General features: G+C 49.8%; 11 protein-coding genes and 2 rRNA genes (1 of these 13 only partly in view). 5 read left to right on the top strand and 8 right to left on the bottom strand.

The features are described 5' to 3' along the window. The 3 genes from ACSHSR_RS21865 to ACSHSR_RS21855 all read left to right on the top strand — a co-directional run. Window positions 1-1,993: ribosomal RNA gene (locus tag ACSHSR_RS21865) — 23S ribosomal RNA — on the top strand; it begins 900 nt to the left of the window's first position. A 101-nt stretch (window positions 1,994-2,094) separates the two neighbouring features. Beyond that, window positions 2,095-2,210, top strand: a 5S ribosomal RNA gene (rrf, locus tag ACSHSR_RS21860). A gap of 622 nt (window positions 2,211-2,832) precedes the next feature. Continuing rightward, window positions 2,833-5,319, top strand: a complete 2,487-nt coding sequence (locus ACSHSR_RS21855; RefSeq protein ID WP_479631539.1) for a putative bifunctional diguanylate cyclase/phosphodiesterase — start codon at window positions 2,833-2,835, stop codon at window positions 5,317-5,319. Here the strand turns inward: ACSHSR_RS21855 and ACSHSR_RS21850 are convergent. Further along, window positions 5,234-6,247 carry an alpha/beta fold hydrolase gene (locus ACSHSR_RS21850; RefSeq protein ID WP_234523083.1) on the bottom strand — a complete coding sequence of 338 codons (1,014 nt, stop codon included), beginning with the start codon at window positions 6,245-6,247 and terminating at the stop codon, window positions 5,234-5,236. The two genes, ACSHSR_RS21855 and ACSHSR_RS21850, sit on opposite strands and share 86 nt — an antisense overlap. A gap of 67 nt (window positions 6,248-6,314) precedes the next feature. Further along, entirely contained in the window at window positions 6,315-8,093 is a 1,779-nt protein-coding gene (locus ACSHSR_RS21845) for a DUF885 domain-containing protein (RefSeq protein ID WP_479631148.1), read from the bottom strand. A 199-nt stretch (window positions 8,094-8,292) separates the two neighbouring features. Here ACSHSR_RS21845 and add point away from each other — a divergent pair, with 199 nt between their 5' ends. Continuing rightward, on the top strand, window positions 8,293-9,288 hold the full coding sequence (add, locus tag ACSHSR_RS21840) for an adenosine deaminase (RefSeq protein ID WP_479631147.1): 996 nt from the start codon (window positions 8,293-8,295) through the stop codon (window positions 9,286-9,288). Between the two features lie 64 nt (window positions 9,289-9,352). Here the strand turns inward: add and hemN are convergent, their stop codons facing one another. From hemN to ACSHSR_RS21810, 6 genes are all read right to left on the bottom strand, one after another. Next, on the bottom strand, window positions 9,353-10,729 hold the full coding sequence (gene hemN, locus ACSHSR_RS21835; protein WP_082052781.1) for an oxygen-independent coproporphyrinogen III oxidase: 1,377 nt from the start codon (window positions 10,727-10,729) through the stop codon (window positions 9,353-9,355). A gap of 349 nt (window positions 10,730-11,078) precedes the next feature. Continuing rightward, window positions 11,079-11,546 (bottom strand): DUF2489 domain-containing protein, encoded by a 468-nt coding sequence (locus ACSHSR_RS21830; RefSeq protein ID WP_025009062.1) that lies wholly within the window; start codon window positions 11,544-11,546, stop codon window positions 11,079-11,081. Between the two features lie 11 nt (window positions 11,547-11,557). Continuing rightward, window positions 11,558-12,082, bottom strand: a complete 525-nt coding sequence (yihI, locus tag ACSHSR_RS21825) for a Der GTPase-activating protein YihI (protein WP_025009063.1) — start codon at window positions 12,080-12,082, stop codon at window positions 11,558-11,560. A gap of 47 nt (window positions 12,083-12,129) precedes the next feature. Further along, window positions 12,130-12,816, bottom strand: a complete 687-nt coding sequence (locus ACSHSR_RS21820) for a methyltransferase domain-containing protein (protein WP_025888988.1) — start codon at window positions 12,814-12,816, stop codon at window positions 12,130-12,132. 107 nt (window positions 12,817-12,923) lie between these two features. Beyond that, window positions 12,924-13,178, bottom strand: a complete 255-nt coding sequence (locus ACSHSR_RS21815; protein ID WP_025009065.1) for a hypothetical protein — start codon at window positions 13,176-13,178, stop codon at window positions 12,924-12,926. Between the two features lie 398 nt (window positions 13,179-13,576). Next, window positions 13,577-14,197 carry a c-type cytochrome gene (locus tag ACSHSR_RS21810; protein WP_025009066.1) on the bottom strand — a complete coding sequence of 207 codons (621 nt, stop codon included), beginning with the start codon at window positions 14,195-14,197 and terminating at the stop codon, window positions 13,577-13,579. A 169-nt stretch (window positions 14,198-14,366) separates the two neighbouring features. On the opposite strand from ACSHSR_RS21810, the gene yihA reads away from it, so the two are divergent. Continuing rightward, window positions 14,367-15,017, top strand: a complete 651-nt coding sequence (gene yihA, locus ACSHSR_RS21805) for a ribosome biogenesis GTP-binding protein YihA/YsxC (protein WP_479631146.1) — start codon at window positions 14,367-14,369, stop codon at window positions 15,015-15,017. The last annotated feature ends 400 nt before the right edge of the window (window positions 15,018-15,417 follow it).

Here is a 15,417-nt window from a genome sequence, read left to right as displayed (position 1 = left end):
ACTCCGAATACCAAAGAGTGCTATCCGGGAGACAGACGGCGGGTGCTAACGTCCGTCGTCAAAAGGGAAACAACCCAGACCGTCAGCTAAGGTCCCAAAGTAATTGCTAAGTGGGAAACGATGTGGGAAGGCTTAGACAGCTAGGATGTTGGCTTAGAAGCAGCCATCATTTAAAGAAAGCGTAATAGCTCACTAGTCGAGTCGGCCTGCGCGGAAGATGTAACGGGGCTAAGCAATTCACCGAAGCTACGGGTACTGATGCTTGCATCAGTGCGGTAGAGGAGCGTTCTGTAAGCCGTTGAAGGCGAAGGGGTAACCCACGCTGGAGGTATCAGAAGTGCGAATGCTGACATGAGTAACGATAAAGGGGGTGAAAAACCCCCTCGCCGAAAGACCAAGGGTTCCTGTCCAACGTTAATCGGGGCAGGGTGAGTCGACCCCTAAGGCGAGGCTGAAAGGCGTAGTCGATGGGAAACGGGTTAATATTCCCGTACTTCTGCTAACTGCGATGGAGAGACGGAGAAGGCTAGGCCGGCGCGGCGTTGGTAGTCCGCGTTTAAGGTAGTAGGTGGTGTGCTTAGGCAAATCCGGGCACACATACACTGAGAGCTGACGACGAGTCCCTAAGGGGATGAAGTGGTTGATGCCATGCTTCCAGGAAAATCTTCTAAGCTTCAGGTTAGCAGGAATCGTACCCCAAACCGACACAGGTGGTCGGGTAGAGAATACCAAGGCGCTTGAGAGAACTCGGCTGAAGGAACTAGGCAAAATGGTACCGTAACTTCGGGAGAAGGTACGCTCCTGTTGGTGATGAGACTTGCTCTCTGAGCTGACGGGAGTCGCAGATACCAGGTGGCTGCAACTGTTTATCAAAAACACAGCACTGTGCAAAATCGCAAGATGACGTATACGGTGTGACGCCTGCCCGGTGCCGGAAGGTTAATTGATTGGGTTATCTTCGGAGAAGCTCATGATCGAAGCCCCGGTAAACGGCGGCCGTAACTATAACGGTCCTAAGGTAGCGAAATTCCTTGTCGGGTAAGTTCCGACCTGCACGAATGGCGTAATGATGGCCACGCTGTCTCCAGCCGAGACTCAGTGAAGTTGAAATTGCGGTGAAGATGCCGTATACCCGCGGCTAGACGGAAAGACCCCGTGAACCTTTACTATAGCTTGGCACTGAACATTGACCCTACATGTGTAGGATAGGTGGGAGACTATGAAGATGAGACGCCAGTCTTGTTGGAGTCAACCTTGAAATACCACCCTTGTAGTGTTGATGTTCTAACCTGGGCCCCTAATCGGGGTTAGGGACAGTGCCTGGTGGGTAGTTTGACTGGGGCGGTCTCCTCCCAAAGAGTAACGGAGGAGCACGAAGGTTGGCTAAGTACGGTCGGACATCGTACGGTTAGTGTAATGGCATAAGCCAGCTTAACTGCGAGACAGACACGTCGAGCAGGTGCGAAAGCAGGTCATAGTGATCCGGTGGTTCTGAATGGAAGGGCCATCGCTCAACGGATAAAAGGTACTCCGGGGATAACAGGCTGATACCGCCCAAGAGTTCATATCGACGGCGGTGTTTGGCACCTCGATGTCGGCTCATCACATCCTGGGGCTGAAGTCGGTCCCAAGGGTATGGCTGTTCGCCATTTAAAGTGGTACGCGAGCTGGGTTCAGAACGTCGTGAGACAGTTCGGTCCCTATCTGCCGTGGGCGTTGGATGATTGAGGGGAGCTGCTCCTAGTACGAGAGGACCGGAGTGGACGAACCGCTGGTGTTCGGGTTGTCATGCCAATGGCATTGCCCGGTAGCTACGTTCGGAATCGATAACCGCTGAAAGCATCTAAGCGGGAAGCGAGCCCCAAGATGAGTCATCCCTAGGGCCTGGAGCCCTCTGAAGAGCCGTTCGAGACCAGGACGTTGATAGGCAGGGTGTGTAAGCGTTGCGAGGCGTTGAGCTAACCTGTACTAATGACTCGAGAGGCTTAACCATACAACCCAGATGGGTTTTACGGACTTGAAGAAGTCGATACTTGATTGAAGTTTGAACTCAGGCTCTGAAGAAGAGCACAGCTTTCCAGATTACCAAATATGTCTGGTGACAATAGCATTGTGGTCCCACCTGATCCCATCCCGAACTCAGAAGTGAAACGCAATCGCGCCGATGGTAGTGTGGGGTCTCCCCATGTGAGAGTAGGTCATCGCCAGACGCCTCATTTTATTTTCACTTTTTAAAAAAAGTGGAGACAAAACAGTAACAAAAAAGCCCTAGCATTTAGCTAGGGCTTTTTTGTTTGTCTCGCTTCCAGCGAGCATGACTTAACATGCAGCCCAAAGCTGCTGGCGCAGTGTGTGCCCCTCAGCTCGCAGCCAAGCTGCTTCGCGCTACAGCCATCTATCAAGCTGTGCTTGATGAGCAGATGTCTTTCGCCCCCATGTGAGATGGTGCTGTGGAGATATTGAGAATGGCTCGACCCGTTTGTTTGGTCAGATTTATCCAGTCTCTGGAGCACAAAGATTTCACCCAACTGGTATCCTCAATAAAGGTACTCGTGGCTTCTTTGGGTTTGGAACCTATGGATTTTGCTTAGCCCCACCCCATTGATCCTGCTCGTGATATCTACTCCCCCTTATTCAGGCGAAAGCCGCTTTGGATTGTTTGCCCTTAGCATTCCCTGGTTATTTAAGCTTCCTACCTGCATTACCTGGCAGCGTCTTTGAGCACGAAAACAATTTTGAAGTTAGACTCTTTGCCTGTAAGTTAATTTGCCGTTAGCATTAAGCGTTATGTGTGCCTTCTTGTCATGAGCATCAAGGATTTGATTTGTGAAGATGCCAAGGCCTGCCATGGCCTATGTTGTTCCTTTTTGTGTATTTTTTATTTATCTCTGTCTTGTTGCCGGGGAGTATTTCTATGAGCGTCAATCACTGGAGTCTGAGGCTGCTTCGGTTCAGATAGAACAGCTCAAGAAAGAGCTGTTCAGGATGCAGCATCTTGTTGAGAAGGCTGTAGGTAACCACAATCTGGATAGCGTGGCTGAAGAAATATCTCTGGCGGCAACCGACTTCAATATAATGGTGTATATCCTGCTTGATGACACCAGCCTTATTCGCCACGCCAATCATGTAGTCTGGCGCGACAGCCGGGCTTTGCAGGTTATCGATGGCTATTCTATGGAACTGCAGCGGCAAGTGGTCAACTCAGGTAAATCCTTGATATTTGCCAATCCGGATCGACTATCGATACAAGCCTATTACCCTATAGCTGCAGAAGCCCCCGTGGGCTTTGGTGAAAAGGTCGAGCTAATCTACCTGGAATATGATTTGTCACCGGCAATGGCTAAGGTGACAGATGCTCTTAATGTACGGTTTATGCGGGTTTGGGGCTTGGGAGCCTTGTTCGTTTTGGGCTTTATGCTGGTGTTGCACTTTATGCTGATCCGCCCTTTAAGAAGCTTGGTTTGGCAGGCCCGGAAAGGTGAGAGCAGCTCTTTTCATATAGATAGTCCGTGGCTTTTCAGCGAAGTACGGGTGCTGCAGGATTATTTACATCAGAGTCAACAGAAGTTGCAGCGAACCCTGAAACAATTGAGAGACAATGAGCAACGCTGGTTATTTGCGGTGGAAGGAACCCGCAATGGGATCTGGGATTGGAACATCGCCAGCGGCGAAGTTTTTCTGTCGGACCGCTGGAAAGAGATGATAGGTTATGGCCCTCATGAGCTTGAAGGGCTTTATTCTACTTGGGAAAGTCGACTTCATCCCGATGATAGAGAGGCGGTGCTGTCGTCTCTACAGGCCTACCTCAATGGTGAAACCGAGGCGTTTGAGAGTGTTCACCGTCTGCGCCATAAAGAGGGGCACTATATCTGGGTGCTGGACAGGGGAATGCTGGTTGAATGGGATGAGCAGGGGCGCCCTTGCCGGATTATCGGTACCCATGCTGATGTGTCGGATGATGTACGTAATCAGCAAGCTCTGGCCCATTTAGCCAATCATGATGCATTGACTAACTTGGCTAACCGTCGCGCCTTGATGGACGCCTTGTATGAGCAGCAAAAGCACTGTCACAACAGCTTGCAGTGTGCAGCGCTGTTTCTTATCGACTTGGATAATTTCAAAACCATTAATGACACTCTAGGGCATCACTTGGGAGATCGGCTGTTGATACAGCTGGCCGCTCGTTTCTCGGGCTATTTTACTGCCAATACTTTGGTTGCCAGGTTAGGGGGAGATGAGTTCGTTATCCTGGCAAAAGACCTGACCCAAGACAAAACCACAGCGGCAAGGCGGGCCTTGGCGTTGGCCAGTGAGATCAGGCTGTTGGTTGCCAGACCCTTTAATATCAGTGACAAGCAGCTGCATGTGTCTGCCAGCATTGGTGTTTGCCTGTTCGATGATCAGGATGATATTGATGCCGAGGAGCTTTTGAAGCGAGCCGATATGGCTATGTTCCAGGCCAAGGAAGGCGGAAGAGATAACTGCATGATCTACAACTCCGAGATGGAGGTTAAGGCTCACCAGAATCTGCTGATCCAGAATGAGCTGCGCTATGCCATCGAGCGGCAACAACTCTCTTTGGTTTATCAGCCAATAGTCGATAGTCAGGGGCAATTGACAGGGGCTGAGGCGTTATTACGCTGGCAACATCCGCAGCAGGGGAATATTTCGCCGGCGGACTTCATTCCCATTGCTGAAGGCAGCGGCCTTATCAGTGAGATTGGCCATTGGGTCATTCTTGAAGTTTGTCGCTTCATTCGTGAGCAGCAGGCCAAAGGCATAAAAGTGCCTAAAATTGCCATCAACCTCAGTGCCAGGCAGTTTAACCAGCCTGAGTTTGTGGAGCGCCTGATCGCCTTGTTGAAGGCCCAGGGGATTGCTACGGATGCATTGGAGCTGGAGTTGACTGAGTACGCCCTGTTGACCAACTTGTGCATCATGAATACCCGAATCGATCTGTTGAAGAAGGCTGGGATATCTGTGGCGATAGATGACTTTGGCACAGGTTACAGCTCGTTGAGTTATTTACAGAACCTGCCTCTATCCAGATTGAAGATAGATGCCTCTTTTGTGCAGAAGATAGGCTCGGGGCGTAGTGCGGATGCTATAGTCAGGGCCATAGTCGAAATGGCCCACAGCCTGGAGCTGAAAGTGGTTGCAGAAGGGGTTGAAACGGCTCAGCAAAGAGCCTTTTTGAACCAGCTCGGCTGTGACAGCTTCCAGGGATATCTGTTCAGTCAGCCTCTGTCTGAGACTGAGTTCGCGACTCTGTTGCATGCGCCGAAGCATGAGTTACCGTGTGCTGCGCCAGGAAGTTGAAAATAATACTCAGCACCTGCTCACGTATTGCATCGATTTCAATAAAGAGTTCATGCCTGGCTCCCGTGATCTTTTCCAGTATTACCTCGGGGCCAATCGCAGCGATTTGCGCCTGGTTATCGACGATAGTGTCCTGCTCAGCTTGTAGAATGAGGATCGGGACCTTGGACTCTCTGGCTGCGGTGATGGTCTTCTCGCAAGCATCCAATGCTTCTATCAACCACTGATTGGTGGGCGAGCCCAGTTGGATCTCCGGACGTTGCCGGCATAAATCCAGTAAGGCCTGATACCGGCTTTCGCTGTGGGTCAATTGATTATCTTTAAACTCGAGTGGACGATAATCATGGCCGGATAACACGTAGTTGGGCTCGGTATGCGGGCCATAACTATTGAGTTTCCCCGCCAACCAACGTACGAAGTTGCGCGGCATTGGCAAACGGATCCCATACATGGGGGCAGAGAAGGCCGCGGCAGTAAATCTCTGGGGATATTGCTGCAAATACAGAGTTCCTATCGCTCCTCCCATGGAGTGGCCTACCAGAAAATACTGTTCATATTGGTTTGAAACTACTACTTGCTCAACGAAACAGTGCAAGTGATCAACATAGTCCTGAAACTTATCTATGTGCCCTTGGTGAGGATTGGCGGTTAGCCTGCTGGATAGCCCTTGTCCAATGTGATCCAAGGCGTAGACACTAAAACCTTGCTGATAGAAGTCATGGATCAGCTCCCGATACTTGAGATAACTCTCAACCCGGCCATTGCTGATGACGACGGCCTGTTTCGCCTTTGGGTGGCAAATATAACCGTAGGCCAGCTCTTTACCGAATCCCACTGCCAGCTTGGCATGGGTGACACCTTGCCAGAAAGTCTCCAATTGAGACTGGGTTGAAGCGGGTTCTGCGTTGCGGGCCTGGGTCGTTACCATCCAATATTTCCTGATCTAAAAAAGCCAGTGCTCAAAGGCACTGGCCGAGTGTATCAGAAACAGGCCTTCATTGCTGTGAGGCGATAAAATCGGCTATCTGTTGTTCCAGCACAGACATGGGCACTGAGCCCTGTGCCAAAACTGCATCGTGGAATTGGCGGATGTCGAACTTTTCCCCCAGGGCGTCTTCTGCTTGCTTTCGCAGACGTTTGATAGTCAGCTCGCCAATCTTGTAGGCCAGCGCCTGCCCAGGCCAGGAGATATATCTGTCTATCTCTGTGGTGACATTGTGCAGCGACAGAGCCGTATTGCCGGCCATAAAGTCTATTGCCTGCTGACGGCTCCAGCCTTGGGTGTGCATGCCTGTATCGACAACCAAGCGAGCGGCGCGCCACATCTCGTAAGTCAGGCGTCCAAAGTTGCTGTAGGGATCTTGATAAAAACCCCCTTCCAGCCCCAAATATTCACTGTATAGTCCCCATCCCTCGCCAAAGGCCGAGATATAGCTGTAGCGGCGAAAATCGGGCAGTTGCTCCAACTCCTGATTGAGGGAAATCTGCAGGTGGTGACCCGGAACAGCCTCATGCAGGGTGAGTGCTTCCAATTCATAGAGAGGTCGCTTATCCAAGGCATATGTGTTCACCCAATAAAAACCCGCCACAGTCTCCGAGTTGGAGCCGGAATAGCGCCCGGTTGTATATTTGGGGGCAATTTCTGCCGGTACAGGGGCTACGCCATAGGGTTTGCGTGGCAGCTTGCCAAAATAACGTGGCAACATGGCATCGGCTTTTTTGGCAATATAGGAGGCCTCTTTGAGCAGTTGCTCCGGCGTGCTCACATAAAAGCGTTTGTCGGTGCGCATAAAATGCAGAAACTCGGCAAAGCTGCCTTTAAAACCGGTTTGTTTGATGATCTGTTCCATCTCGGCGCGGATCCGTTTTACTTCACTCAGCCCCAGTTGATGGACTTGCTCAGGCGTCATATTCAGAGTGGTGTAGTACTTGACCCTGTTTTCATAAAAGGCCTTACCATTGGGCAGAGCTGATGCGGCAATGCTCTGACGGGCGCCGGGGATATATTCCTCGGTCATAAAGTCGTAGAAGGCTTGATAACTCGGTAACACATGCTGCTCGACACTGACGTACCCGGCATGGCTCAGTTCCTGTTTAAGATTGGCAGAAAAGTGTTCTGGAAACGTCTCAAACGGCTTGAAATAGCTGCTTTGCTGCACTGGTACCATATAGGCCTGAATACTCTGTTCAAACCCTCTCAGCACAGATTGCGGCTGAGTGATGCCCTCGGCAAGCCCTTGGCGCATCCAGTGTATCTGTTGCTGGAAATAGCGCGGCAGAGATCGCAGCTTCTGCAGGTAATGACGGTAATCGGCTTCTGTCTTGAATGGCCCGGAGGCCATAGAAGCAATGTAAGCGTGGAAGCCACTCTCTGAGGTAATCGGCAGGTAATGGGCCTTGAACCTGAAGCTATCCACGCTCTCCTGCAATTGGTATTCGAGAATACTGGCATTGATGGCGGCTTCTTTGCTCAGCTGTTCTCTGGGTATGGCCTTTAGCCGTTGCAAAAGTGCTGAATTGGCCGCAGCATCGGCCGCCAGAGCTTCAGCTGACAAGTCTGCTAACTTACCCGCGGCCGAGTCATCGCCAAACTGGAAGGCCATCTGTGGGCTTTCTGCCAGCCTTTGCTGCCAGGCATCGGCTATTAACTGCTGGAGTTGGCTATCGGCTTGGGATAGTTGCTTGCCTATTTCTGGCGTGTTGGCTTCATGAGTAGGGTGTTGGCAGGCGCCCAAGAGTCCGGTGAGCAACAGGGGGAGCAGGAGTTTTTTCATTTGATTTTGTTCCTTTTTTATCCTTGAGTACGGATTATGCCTCAAGCTTGGTGGCAGCCCCAGCCATTCGAGCTCACCTTTTGGTAACAAAGCCTGTCTGCAGACTAAGAGGTGTTAACAAAAGGCGTGTTACACTTAAGCGTCCCCAGACCAAAAAAATAACTAAATTGGCGGGGTAGTTCATACAGGGGTTATTTTTATGATTGATACTTCAATTCCGTTGGTCGATTTACATCGCCATCTGGACGGCAATGTCAGGGTTGAGACCATATGGGAACTGGGTCACCAACATGGCATTGCCTTGCCGGCGGCCTCGCTTGAGGCCTTGGCACCTTATGTACAGATCCAGGGTAAAGAATCCAGCCTGGTGGCTTTCTTGAAAAAGCTGGACTGGATGGTTGCCGTGCTGGCCGATTTGGATGCGGTAAAGCGGGTGGCCTATGAAAATGTCGCCGATGCGGCATTGTCCGGGTTGGACTATGCCGAATTAAGGTTCAGCCCTTACTACATGGCAATGAATCACAAGCTGCCGATAGAAGGCGTGGTGGAAGCCGTTGTTGATGGTGTAAAAGCCGGGCTCAAGGACTATCAGGTTAAGATAAAACTGATAGGTATTCTGTCTCGCTCATTTGGCCAGCAGGCTTGTACTCAGGAGTTGGATGGCTTGCTCGCGCACAGGGAGTCTCTGGTCGCGGTTGATTTGGCCGGTGATGAATTGGGTTTCCCCGGTGAGTTGTTTAACGAGCATTTCAAGCGGGTGCGTGATGTCGGACTTCAGATAACGGCTCACGCCGGAGAAGCCGCCGGTGCTCAAAGCATGTGGCAAGCCATCAAGGAGTTGGGGGCGACTCGCATAGGCCATGGGGTCAATGCCATTCATGATCCCAAATTGATGGAGTATCTGGTGGAACACAAGATAGGTATCGAGTCATGTCCCACCAGTAATCTACATACTTCCACTGTGAGCAGTTATCAAGAGCATCCGCTGCGAACCTTTATGGAAGCCGGTGTGCTGGTTGGCTTGAATACCGATGATCCAGGCGTCAGTGCCATAGATATCAAGCATGAATATCGTGTGGTTAAGCAGGAGATGGGCTTCACCGACGCTGAGTTGGCCAAGCTGCAGCGTAATGGCATGGAGATGGCCTTCCTCTCAGACAGCGAGCGCCGGGAACTTTACGCCGCTAAAGCATAAAAGTTTGGTTAAGACACAAAAAAAGCCGATGAATGATTCATCGGCTTTTTTATTCTAGTCAGGGTTAAATTACCCGGGAGAACTGTTGCTGACGTGCCTTTTCTCGGAAGTAGACATCGAAACAGATACAGATATTACGGATCAACAGGCGCCCGGTTGGGCTGATGCTGATCTGACGGTTTTCAATGTTAACCAGTTTATCGTCGATAAAGGTTTGCAACAGCTTGAGATCTTCGGCGAAGTACTCTTCAAACTGGATCCCCAGTTGTTGCTCCATCTTGGCCATATCAAGCTCAAAGTGGCAGATAAGCTGCTTGATCACCGCGCGACGGATTTCATCATCACGATTGAGTTTACAGCCTTTCCACAGAGCGTGGCCCTGCTCATCTATGGCTTCATAGTAAGGGCGAATATCTTTCTGGTTCTGCGCATAACAGTCACCAATCTGACTGATGGACGACACCCCTAGTCCAAGGAGGTCACACTCTTCCTGGGTGGTATAGCCCTGGAAGTTACGGTGCAATCGGCCTTCTCTTTGCAGCTTGGCCAGCTCATCATCGGGTTTGGCGAAGTGATCCATGCCTATGTATTGATAGCCGGCGCCGGTCAGGGTCTTAATAGTCTGATGCAGCATGTCCAGCTTCTGTTGTGGGCTGGGCAGGTGCTCATCTTTGATTTTTCGCTGGGCCGCGAAGCGGGCCGGCAGGTGAGCATAGTTGAATACAGACAGACGGTCTGGAGACAGATCCAGAATTCGCTGAATGGTTTCGGCAAAGGTTTCCGGTGTTTGATGAGGCAAGCCGTAAATCAAATCGACATTGGTAGAGACAAAGCCCATCTCTTTGGCCTTTTTGATCAGCGCAAAAATGAAGTCTTCATCCTGTTCACGGTTAACTGCTACCTGAACCTCTTTATTGAAGTCCTGCACCCCAATGGATATACGGTTGAACCCTGCCTCTTTGAGGGCATCCAGCATAGACAGTTCGATTTCTCTAGGGTCGACTTCGATAGAGTATTCACCCTGTTCGGCAAAGTTGAAGTGACTCTTCAATAGTGACGATAACTTGATGATTTGCTCTGGGTTAAGGAAAGTCGGTGTGCCACCGCCCCAGTGCATCTGAGTCACAGTGTAGTGCTTGAACAGAGGCGCCCGCTTGACGATCTCGGCTGCCAGGTACTCTATGTACTGATCGGCTTTGTGCTGATGCCGGGTGATTACCTTGTTACAGCCGCAGTAGTAGCACAGCTTGGCGCAGAAAGGGATATGGATATACAGAGACAGTTTGTCGCTTTTGCTGCCGGCTATGGCCGACAATAGATCGCCTTCGGTGAATGAGTCGTCAAACTCCAGCGCCGTTGGGTAGGAAGTATAACGGGGACCGCTGTAGTTATATTTCTCGATCATTGATTGATCCCAGCTGATATGAGTGGGCTGCTTCAAGGCGTGTCCTCCGACAGTAAATTAGCAATGAGCGAAGTATGCAGGGTTATAGCTCAAATAACCTTGATCCAGGTTGTAAAAATTACATGTACACAACTGGACGTTAGGGAATATCCATGAAAACGCTTTCGATGTCTGTTGTCTTATTGAGGTTTTGTGCACCGACTCACGCCGGGGAAGGGATTCAGCGGGTGCGATAGCTACTCGGCTGAATAGATAGAGGGTTATTAACCCACTATCTATTAAACTGACATGTTTGGGCCAAGAAGGCCATATGGGCAGAAGGTTTGAAGAGCGTTAGTGTAGAAAGCGCTGCCGACTGCTGAGAAGCAAGCCGGCAGTTGAAACCTTAGTGGGTTGGCTTTAGCTGAAACTCGGAGAGTTTCTTGGCATCGGCCAATATGCCTTGCTCCAGCTCGGCTTCAGACTTCATTCTGGCCAGGTCGAGCCGCATCCGTTCTTGCTTGGGCAACTGAGCCCTGGCCTCCAGAATTGGATGATCCTTGATGCGCTCAAAATGCATAAACACATCCGGGTAATCACCACTGACTCTTTCTGTCAGCGACAGCAGATCGAACAGTTTAACGATTCTGACCACTCCTTCAGACAACTCACAACGCTCTTCTGTCATTGCGGCAGCAATATAGCGAATATCGGCAAGCAGGGATGCCTGTTTAGCTTCCATAACCGCCTTTTGCTCAGCCATCGCTTGTTCTCTGGCTTGAGTTTGTTTCCTCAGACGCAGCAGCAACACTGTGGCATAGGCGCTGAGGCCTATGATGATCAACATGGCTAAGGTGATAAGGATAAACTGCATCCCGGCCTCCGTTAGTTGTCTTGGTATTGTTTCAGAAGCTCAGCACCGGATTCGAATTTCTCCAGCAATTCGTCATCGCTATGACCCTTGCTTGGGGCTTCATCGGCCTGATCCAAATCGGTAATGCCAAGTTTTTCCATCAGCTTCTCTATCTTGGCCAATTGCCGCTCCAGCCATTGCTGGTCATCGGCGGCCAGTTCCCGTCCTTCTTCCAACTGATCCAGCAGCTTATTCAGGCGCGGATCTTCCTCCAGTTGCAGCAGCAACTGTTCATCGGTCAGTTTGGGTTGTTTGGGCTGTGCAACCTTTTCTTTGACTATATCCAAAGCGACAGGCTTTTTACTGCCAAGGCGGATATCTTGTTTGTCAGAGCCTGCCCGCTTTTGCCCCTTTGGAGCAGCAGGGTTTTGGCGGCTGCCCGCCTTATTGCCTGAATCCTGTTTCTTACGGGCCGGAGCGCGCTCAGATTTCTTGGTTCTGGGGGCTAGTTTGGGGTTGTTCTCGCCGACTTTACGGGTCTTTTTACTACGGGACATAATTCTCTCGATAAAAAGTAGTTGGTTGCGTCCGAACCGTGCCGGGTTCAGTCTACAAGCGGCGGTTCTGCATCAAGGTCGCGTGTTATAGCAGATCCTGATGTTTTTTGCATCAAGATGAAGTCCTGCGCTGCAAATATTAGCTTAAATTTACCCAGAGATGCCAAGTAAGCAAAAGTCTGCTGCTGGTAGAAGCTGACATGAGTCGGATTGTTCTTGTAATGCCATTTGGCAAACGCCGTCAAAGATGTCAGTAGCGGAGTGGATATGGCCAGCCAACCCCCTGGTTTCAGCAGCGTTTCGATTAAGCTCCACTCTTTGGCAGGGGTTCTGAAGTGCTCGAACACCCGAAAACAACAGATAAAATCATATTGGTGGTGTAGTAGCTGGTGGTCTGCCGCAAAAAAGGGATCGAATTGTTGTAAATGGTGGCCGGCGTTGCTGATCTGCTGCAGTCCTTCTTCGCTTAGCACCCGGCCGAAGTTGAGACCAAATAGCGGCGCGGGTTGCAAAGATTGAAGTTGTTCCAACAAGGGGTGGATAAAGCGTGCCAACTGCTTTTGCTTTCCTGCTTGGCGGGCTCTGCCGTAACGCTGTTTCTCGGCATCGGGTAACAAATAACTGCTGGAATCTGCAAACAACAGCCGACATTCGGGACAGAGATAAAAACCTCGTTTCTTATCCTGAAAGCTGAGTTCAGCATGATCGTTATGACACAGTGGGCAACGACGCATGGACTAATTAATATCTGCTCAACGGTGGTTAATAAATTATGCCATAAAAAAAGGCGGCAGTATGGCTGCCGCCTTATGATGGTGCTAACTAACACCCTATTCTGATTTCAAGTTTCCTTACTTGCTATGCGACTTTCCCGGTCGATATCCTTCTTTTTTTGACAGCTTTCCCTGCAGCTTTTCTCGTTATCGGTCTTCCAGACACTTTCTTGGGTTTCCTGCAAATAGCGATGGCCAAATTGGCTCATCATTATCCAGTCGTCTTCTGTGACGCCTAACAGACCATCCTTGTCTACTAAGTACCTTCCAGTGATAACAAGCTTCCAGCCAGTGCATCCAAAGCGCGTTGCTTCCTGTGCCAATGTTTGAGTCCTGCAAACATCTTCCTGTTGGAGCAAGTTCCCCTGTTAATTCGTAAGGACAATGCTAAAAAGCGGTTTGGCAAAATCGCCGGTTCCTTACTTTTATTGACCTGGATTTCAAACTGAAATCTCGACTCGTTATTATTATTTGCGAGTGGTCTTAGTAGTCTTATTGTTATTGGATTGCTTTATTCTTATATCTTGAATGTAAATTATACCGAAACCTGAATGTTGTTGGTAAAGTTTTTATACAAACAGATGGGTTTATCTCGGTACGGGCACATTAAACCTAAATCTGTGATCTGTGTCAAGTATTAATATTTTCAGTTTACGTAAACGTAAACTTTATGGCTTAAGAAAAGGGTGAAACGTCACCCCTTTCCAAGCTACAGCAAAAATTACTTCAGGCTGGAGATGTACTTGGCCAGCGCTTCAATGTCTGCATCATTCAGCTTTTTAGCTGTGTCCTGCATCATTCCGTTTAAGTCGTTATGACGGCTCTGATCACGGAACTTATTCAACTGGATCTTGATGTAGTTGGCGTGCTGCCCAGCAACTGCCGGGAAACCGGCCAGTTCACTGCCTTTGCCTTCAGGACCGTGACAAGCGGAACAAGCGGCTATGCCACGAGACATATCACCACCCTTGAACAGCTTCTCGCCGGCATCAGGAACATCCTTAACTTCAGCAACTTGCAATGTTTGGCTGGCAAAATAAGCTGCAACATCGGCAATATCCTGATCGCTCAAGGCTACCGCCATGCCGCCCATGATAGGATCCATACGGCCATCTTTGCCACCGGTTTGGGCTGCACTACGAAACTCCCGCAGCTGTTTTTGCAGATAGGTTGTGTGCTGACCAGCCAACTTGGGATACATGTCGATCATGCTGTTGCCATCAAGGCCATGGCAGGCAGAGCAGACAATGGCTTTGGTTTTTCCCGCTTCAGCATTACCTTCAGCAATCGCAGGTGAAGATATGGCGGCGACTACAGACAGCGCAAGGGCTAACTTTTTCATGGCGTTCCAACTTCTTTCGTTAAATTATTGTCCTGAGCTTACTAGGGTGACCCGCAAGCGTGGTAAAATACAAATAATGTGATCGGGCTAATATTTTACACGAAAACGTGGAAAAGTAAGCAAGTCTTCAATATTTATGCTATCACCCAGCAAAATTCCGGAGTCAGAAGTGACAGCAACTCGTATCGATTTTCGCAAGACAAAATTCCTTATCAGTGCGCCTGATATTGCCCATTTGGACAAGCACTTACCGGGCGACACCGGCGTGGAAATCGCCTTTGCCGGTCGCTCAAATGCCGGTAAATCAAGCGCTTTGAATGCTTTGACCGAGCAGAAAAACCTTGCAAGAACCAGTAAAACTCCAGGTCGTACTCAACTGATCAACGTGTTTGAGCTCGATGAGCAGCGCCGTTTGGTGGATTTACCCGGCTATGGTTTTGCTCAGGTACCACTGGCCATGAAGCTCAAATGGCAAGAGTCGTTGGGTGAGTATTTACAAAAGCGTGCTTGCCTGAGTGGTGTGGTGGTGCTGATGGATATTCGCCATCCGTTGAAAGACTTGGACTTGCAGATGATTGAATGGGCTGTTGCCAGTGAGATCTCTGTGCTGGCACTGCTGACCAAGGCTGATAAGCTGCCACAGAGTGCCAAGATGAAGACGGTCAATGAGGTACGTAAAGCGCTGGCTGACTTTGGTGATTGGGTCAGAGTCGAGCCTTTCTCATCACTTAAGGGAACCGGGAAACCTAAGGTTCTGGCGATTCTGGATGAGTGGTGCCATCCAGCCTGGTTGGAGCAAGAAGAGAACGAACAAGAGTGATGGACTCAAACTATGCAAACGGCAGCCATATAGGCTGCCGTTTTTGTATCTGCAGTGTGTGCCGGGAGAATTCAGGACAAAAAAAACCGGCGACTCAGTCACCGGTTAAATTAGCTCTTTTGGGGAGAAGCTAAAATTTCAACAAGACTCAAGTACCATCAAACTTGGACTTCGATGGCTCTCAATGGCGGTAGCATAACGCGAACCGAGTCAGTTTTAAAGTAATTACTCTAAAAAATATTGCGGACGAAAAAAAGCCCCAGCAAATGATTGCTGGGGCGCCAGAATTTGGCTGATCACTAAAAGTGAAATAAAGGTCTGAAAGATAGAACATCTTAACCTCTGTACCCTACGCCGAGAATAATACTGTATTTATCTCTAATGGGAAAACTGTTTTTTC

Source organism: Shewanella sp. VK101 (assembly GCF_056497865.1).
Note: the sequence above shows the minus strand (reverse complement) of the source record. Positions and strands in the feature narration are given on the sequence as shown.

Bases quoted from the DNA above. Each gene is read 5' to 3' on its own strand.
- ACSHSR_RS21855 (WP_479631539.1), top strand. From the start codon at position 2,833: ATGCCAAGGCCTGCCATGGCCTATGTTGTTCCTTTTTGTGTATTTTTT.
- ACSHSR_RS21850 (WP_234523083.1), bottom strand. From the start codon at position 6,247: ATGGTAACGACCCAGGCCCGCAACGCAGAACCCGCTTCAACCCAGTCT.
- ACSHSR_RS21845 (WP_479631148.1), bottom strand. From the start codon at position 8,093: ATGAAAAAACTCCTGCTCCCCCTGTTGCTCACCGGACTCTTGGGCGCC.
- add (WP_479631147.1), top strand. From the start codon at position 8,293: ATGATTGATACTTCAATTCCGTTGGTCGATTTACATCGCCATCTGGAC.
- ACSHSR_RS21830 (WP_025009062.1), bottom strand. From the start codon at position 11,546: ATGCAGTTTATCCTTATCACCTTAGCCATGTTGATCATCATAGGCCTC.
- yihI (WP_025009063.1), bottom strand. From the start codon at position 12,082: ATGTCCCGTAGTAAAAAGACCCGTAAAGTCGGCGAGAACAACCCCAAA.
- ACSHSR_RS21820 (WP_025888988.1), bottom strand. From the start codon at position 12,816: ATGCGTCGTTGCCCACTGTGTCATAACGATCATGCTGAACTCAGCTTT.
- ACSHSR_RS21810 (WP_025009066.1), bottom strand. From the start codon at position 14,197: ATGAAAAAGTTAGCCCTTGCGCTGTCTGTAGTCGCCGCCATATCTTCA.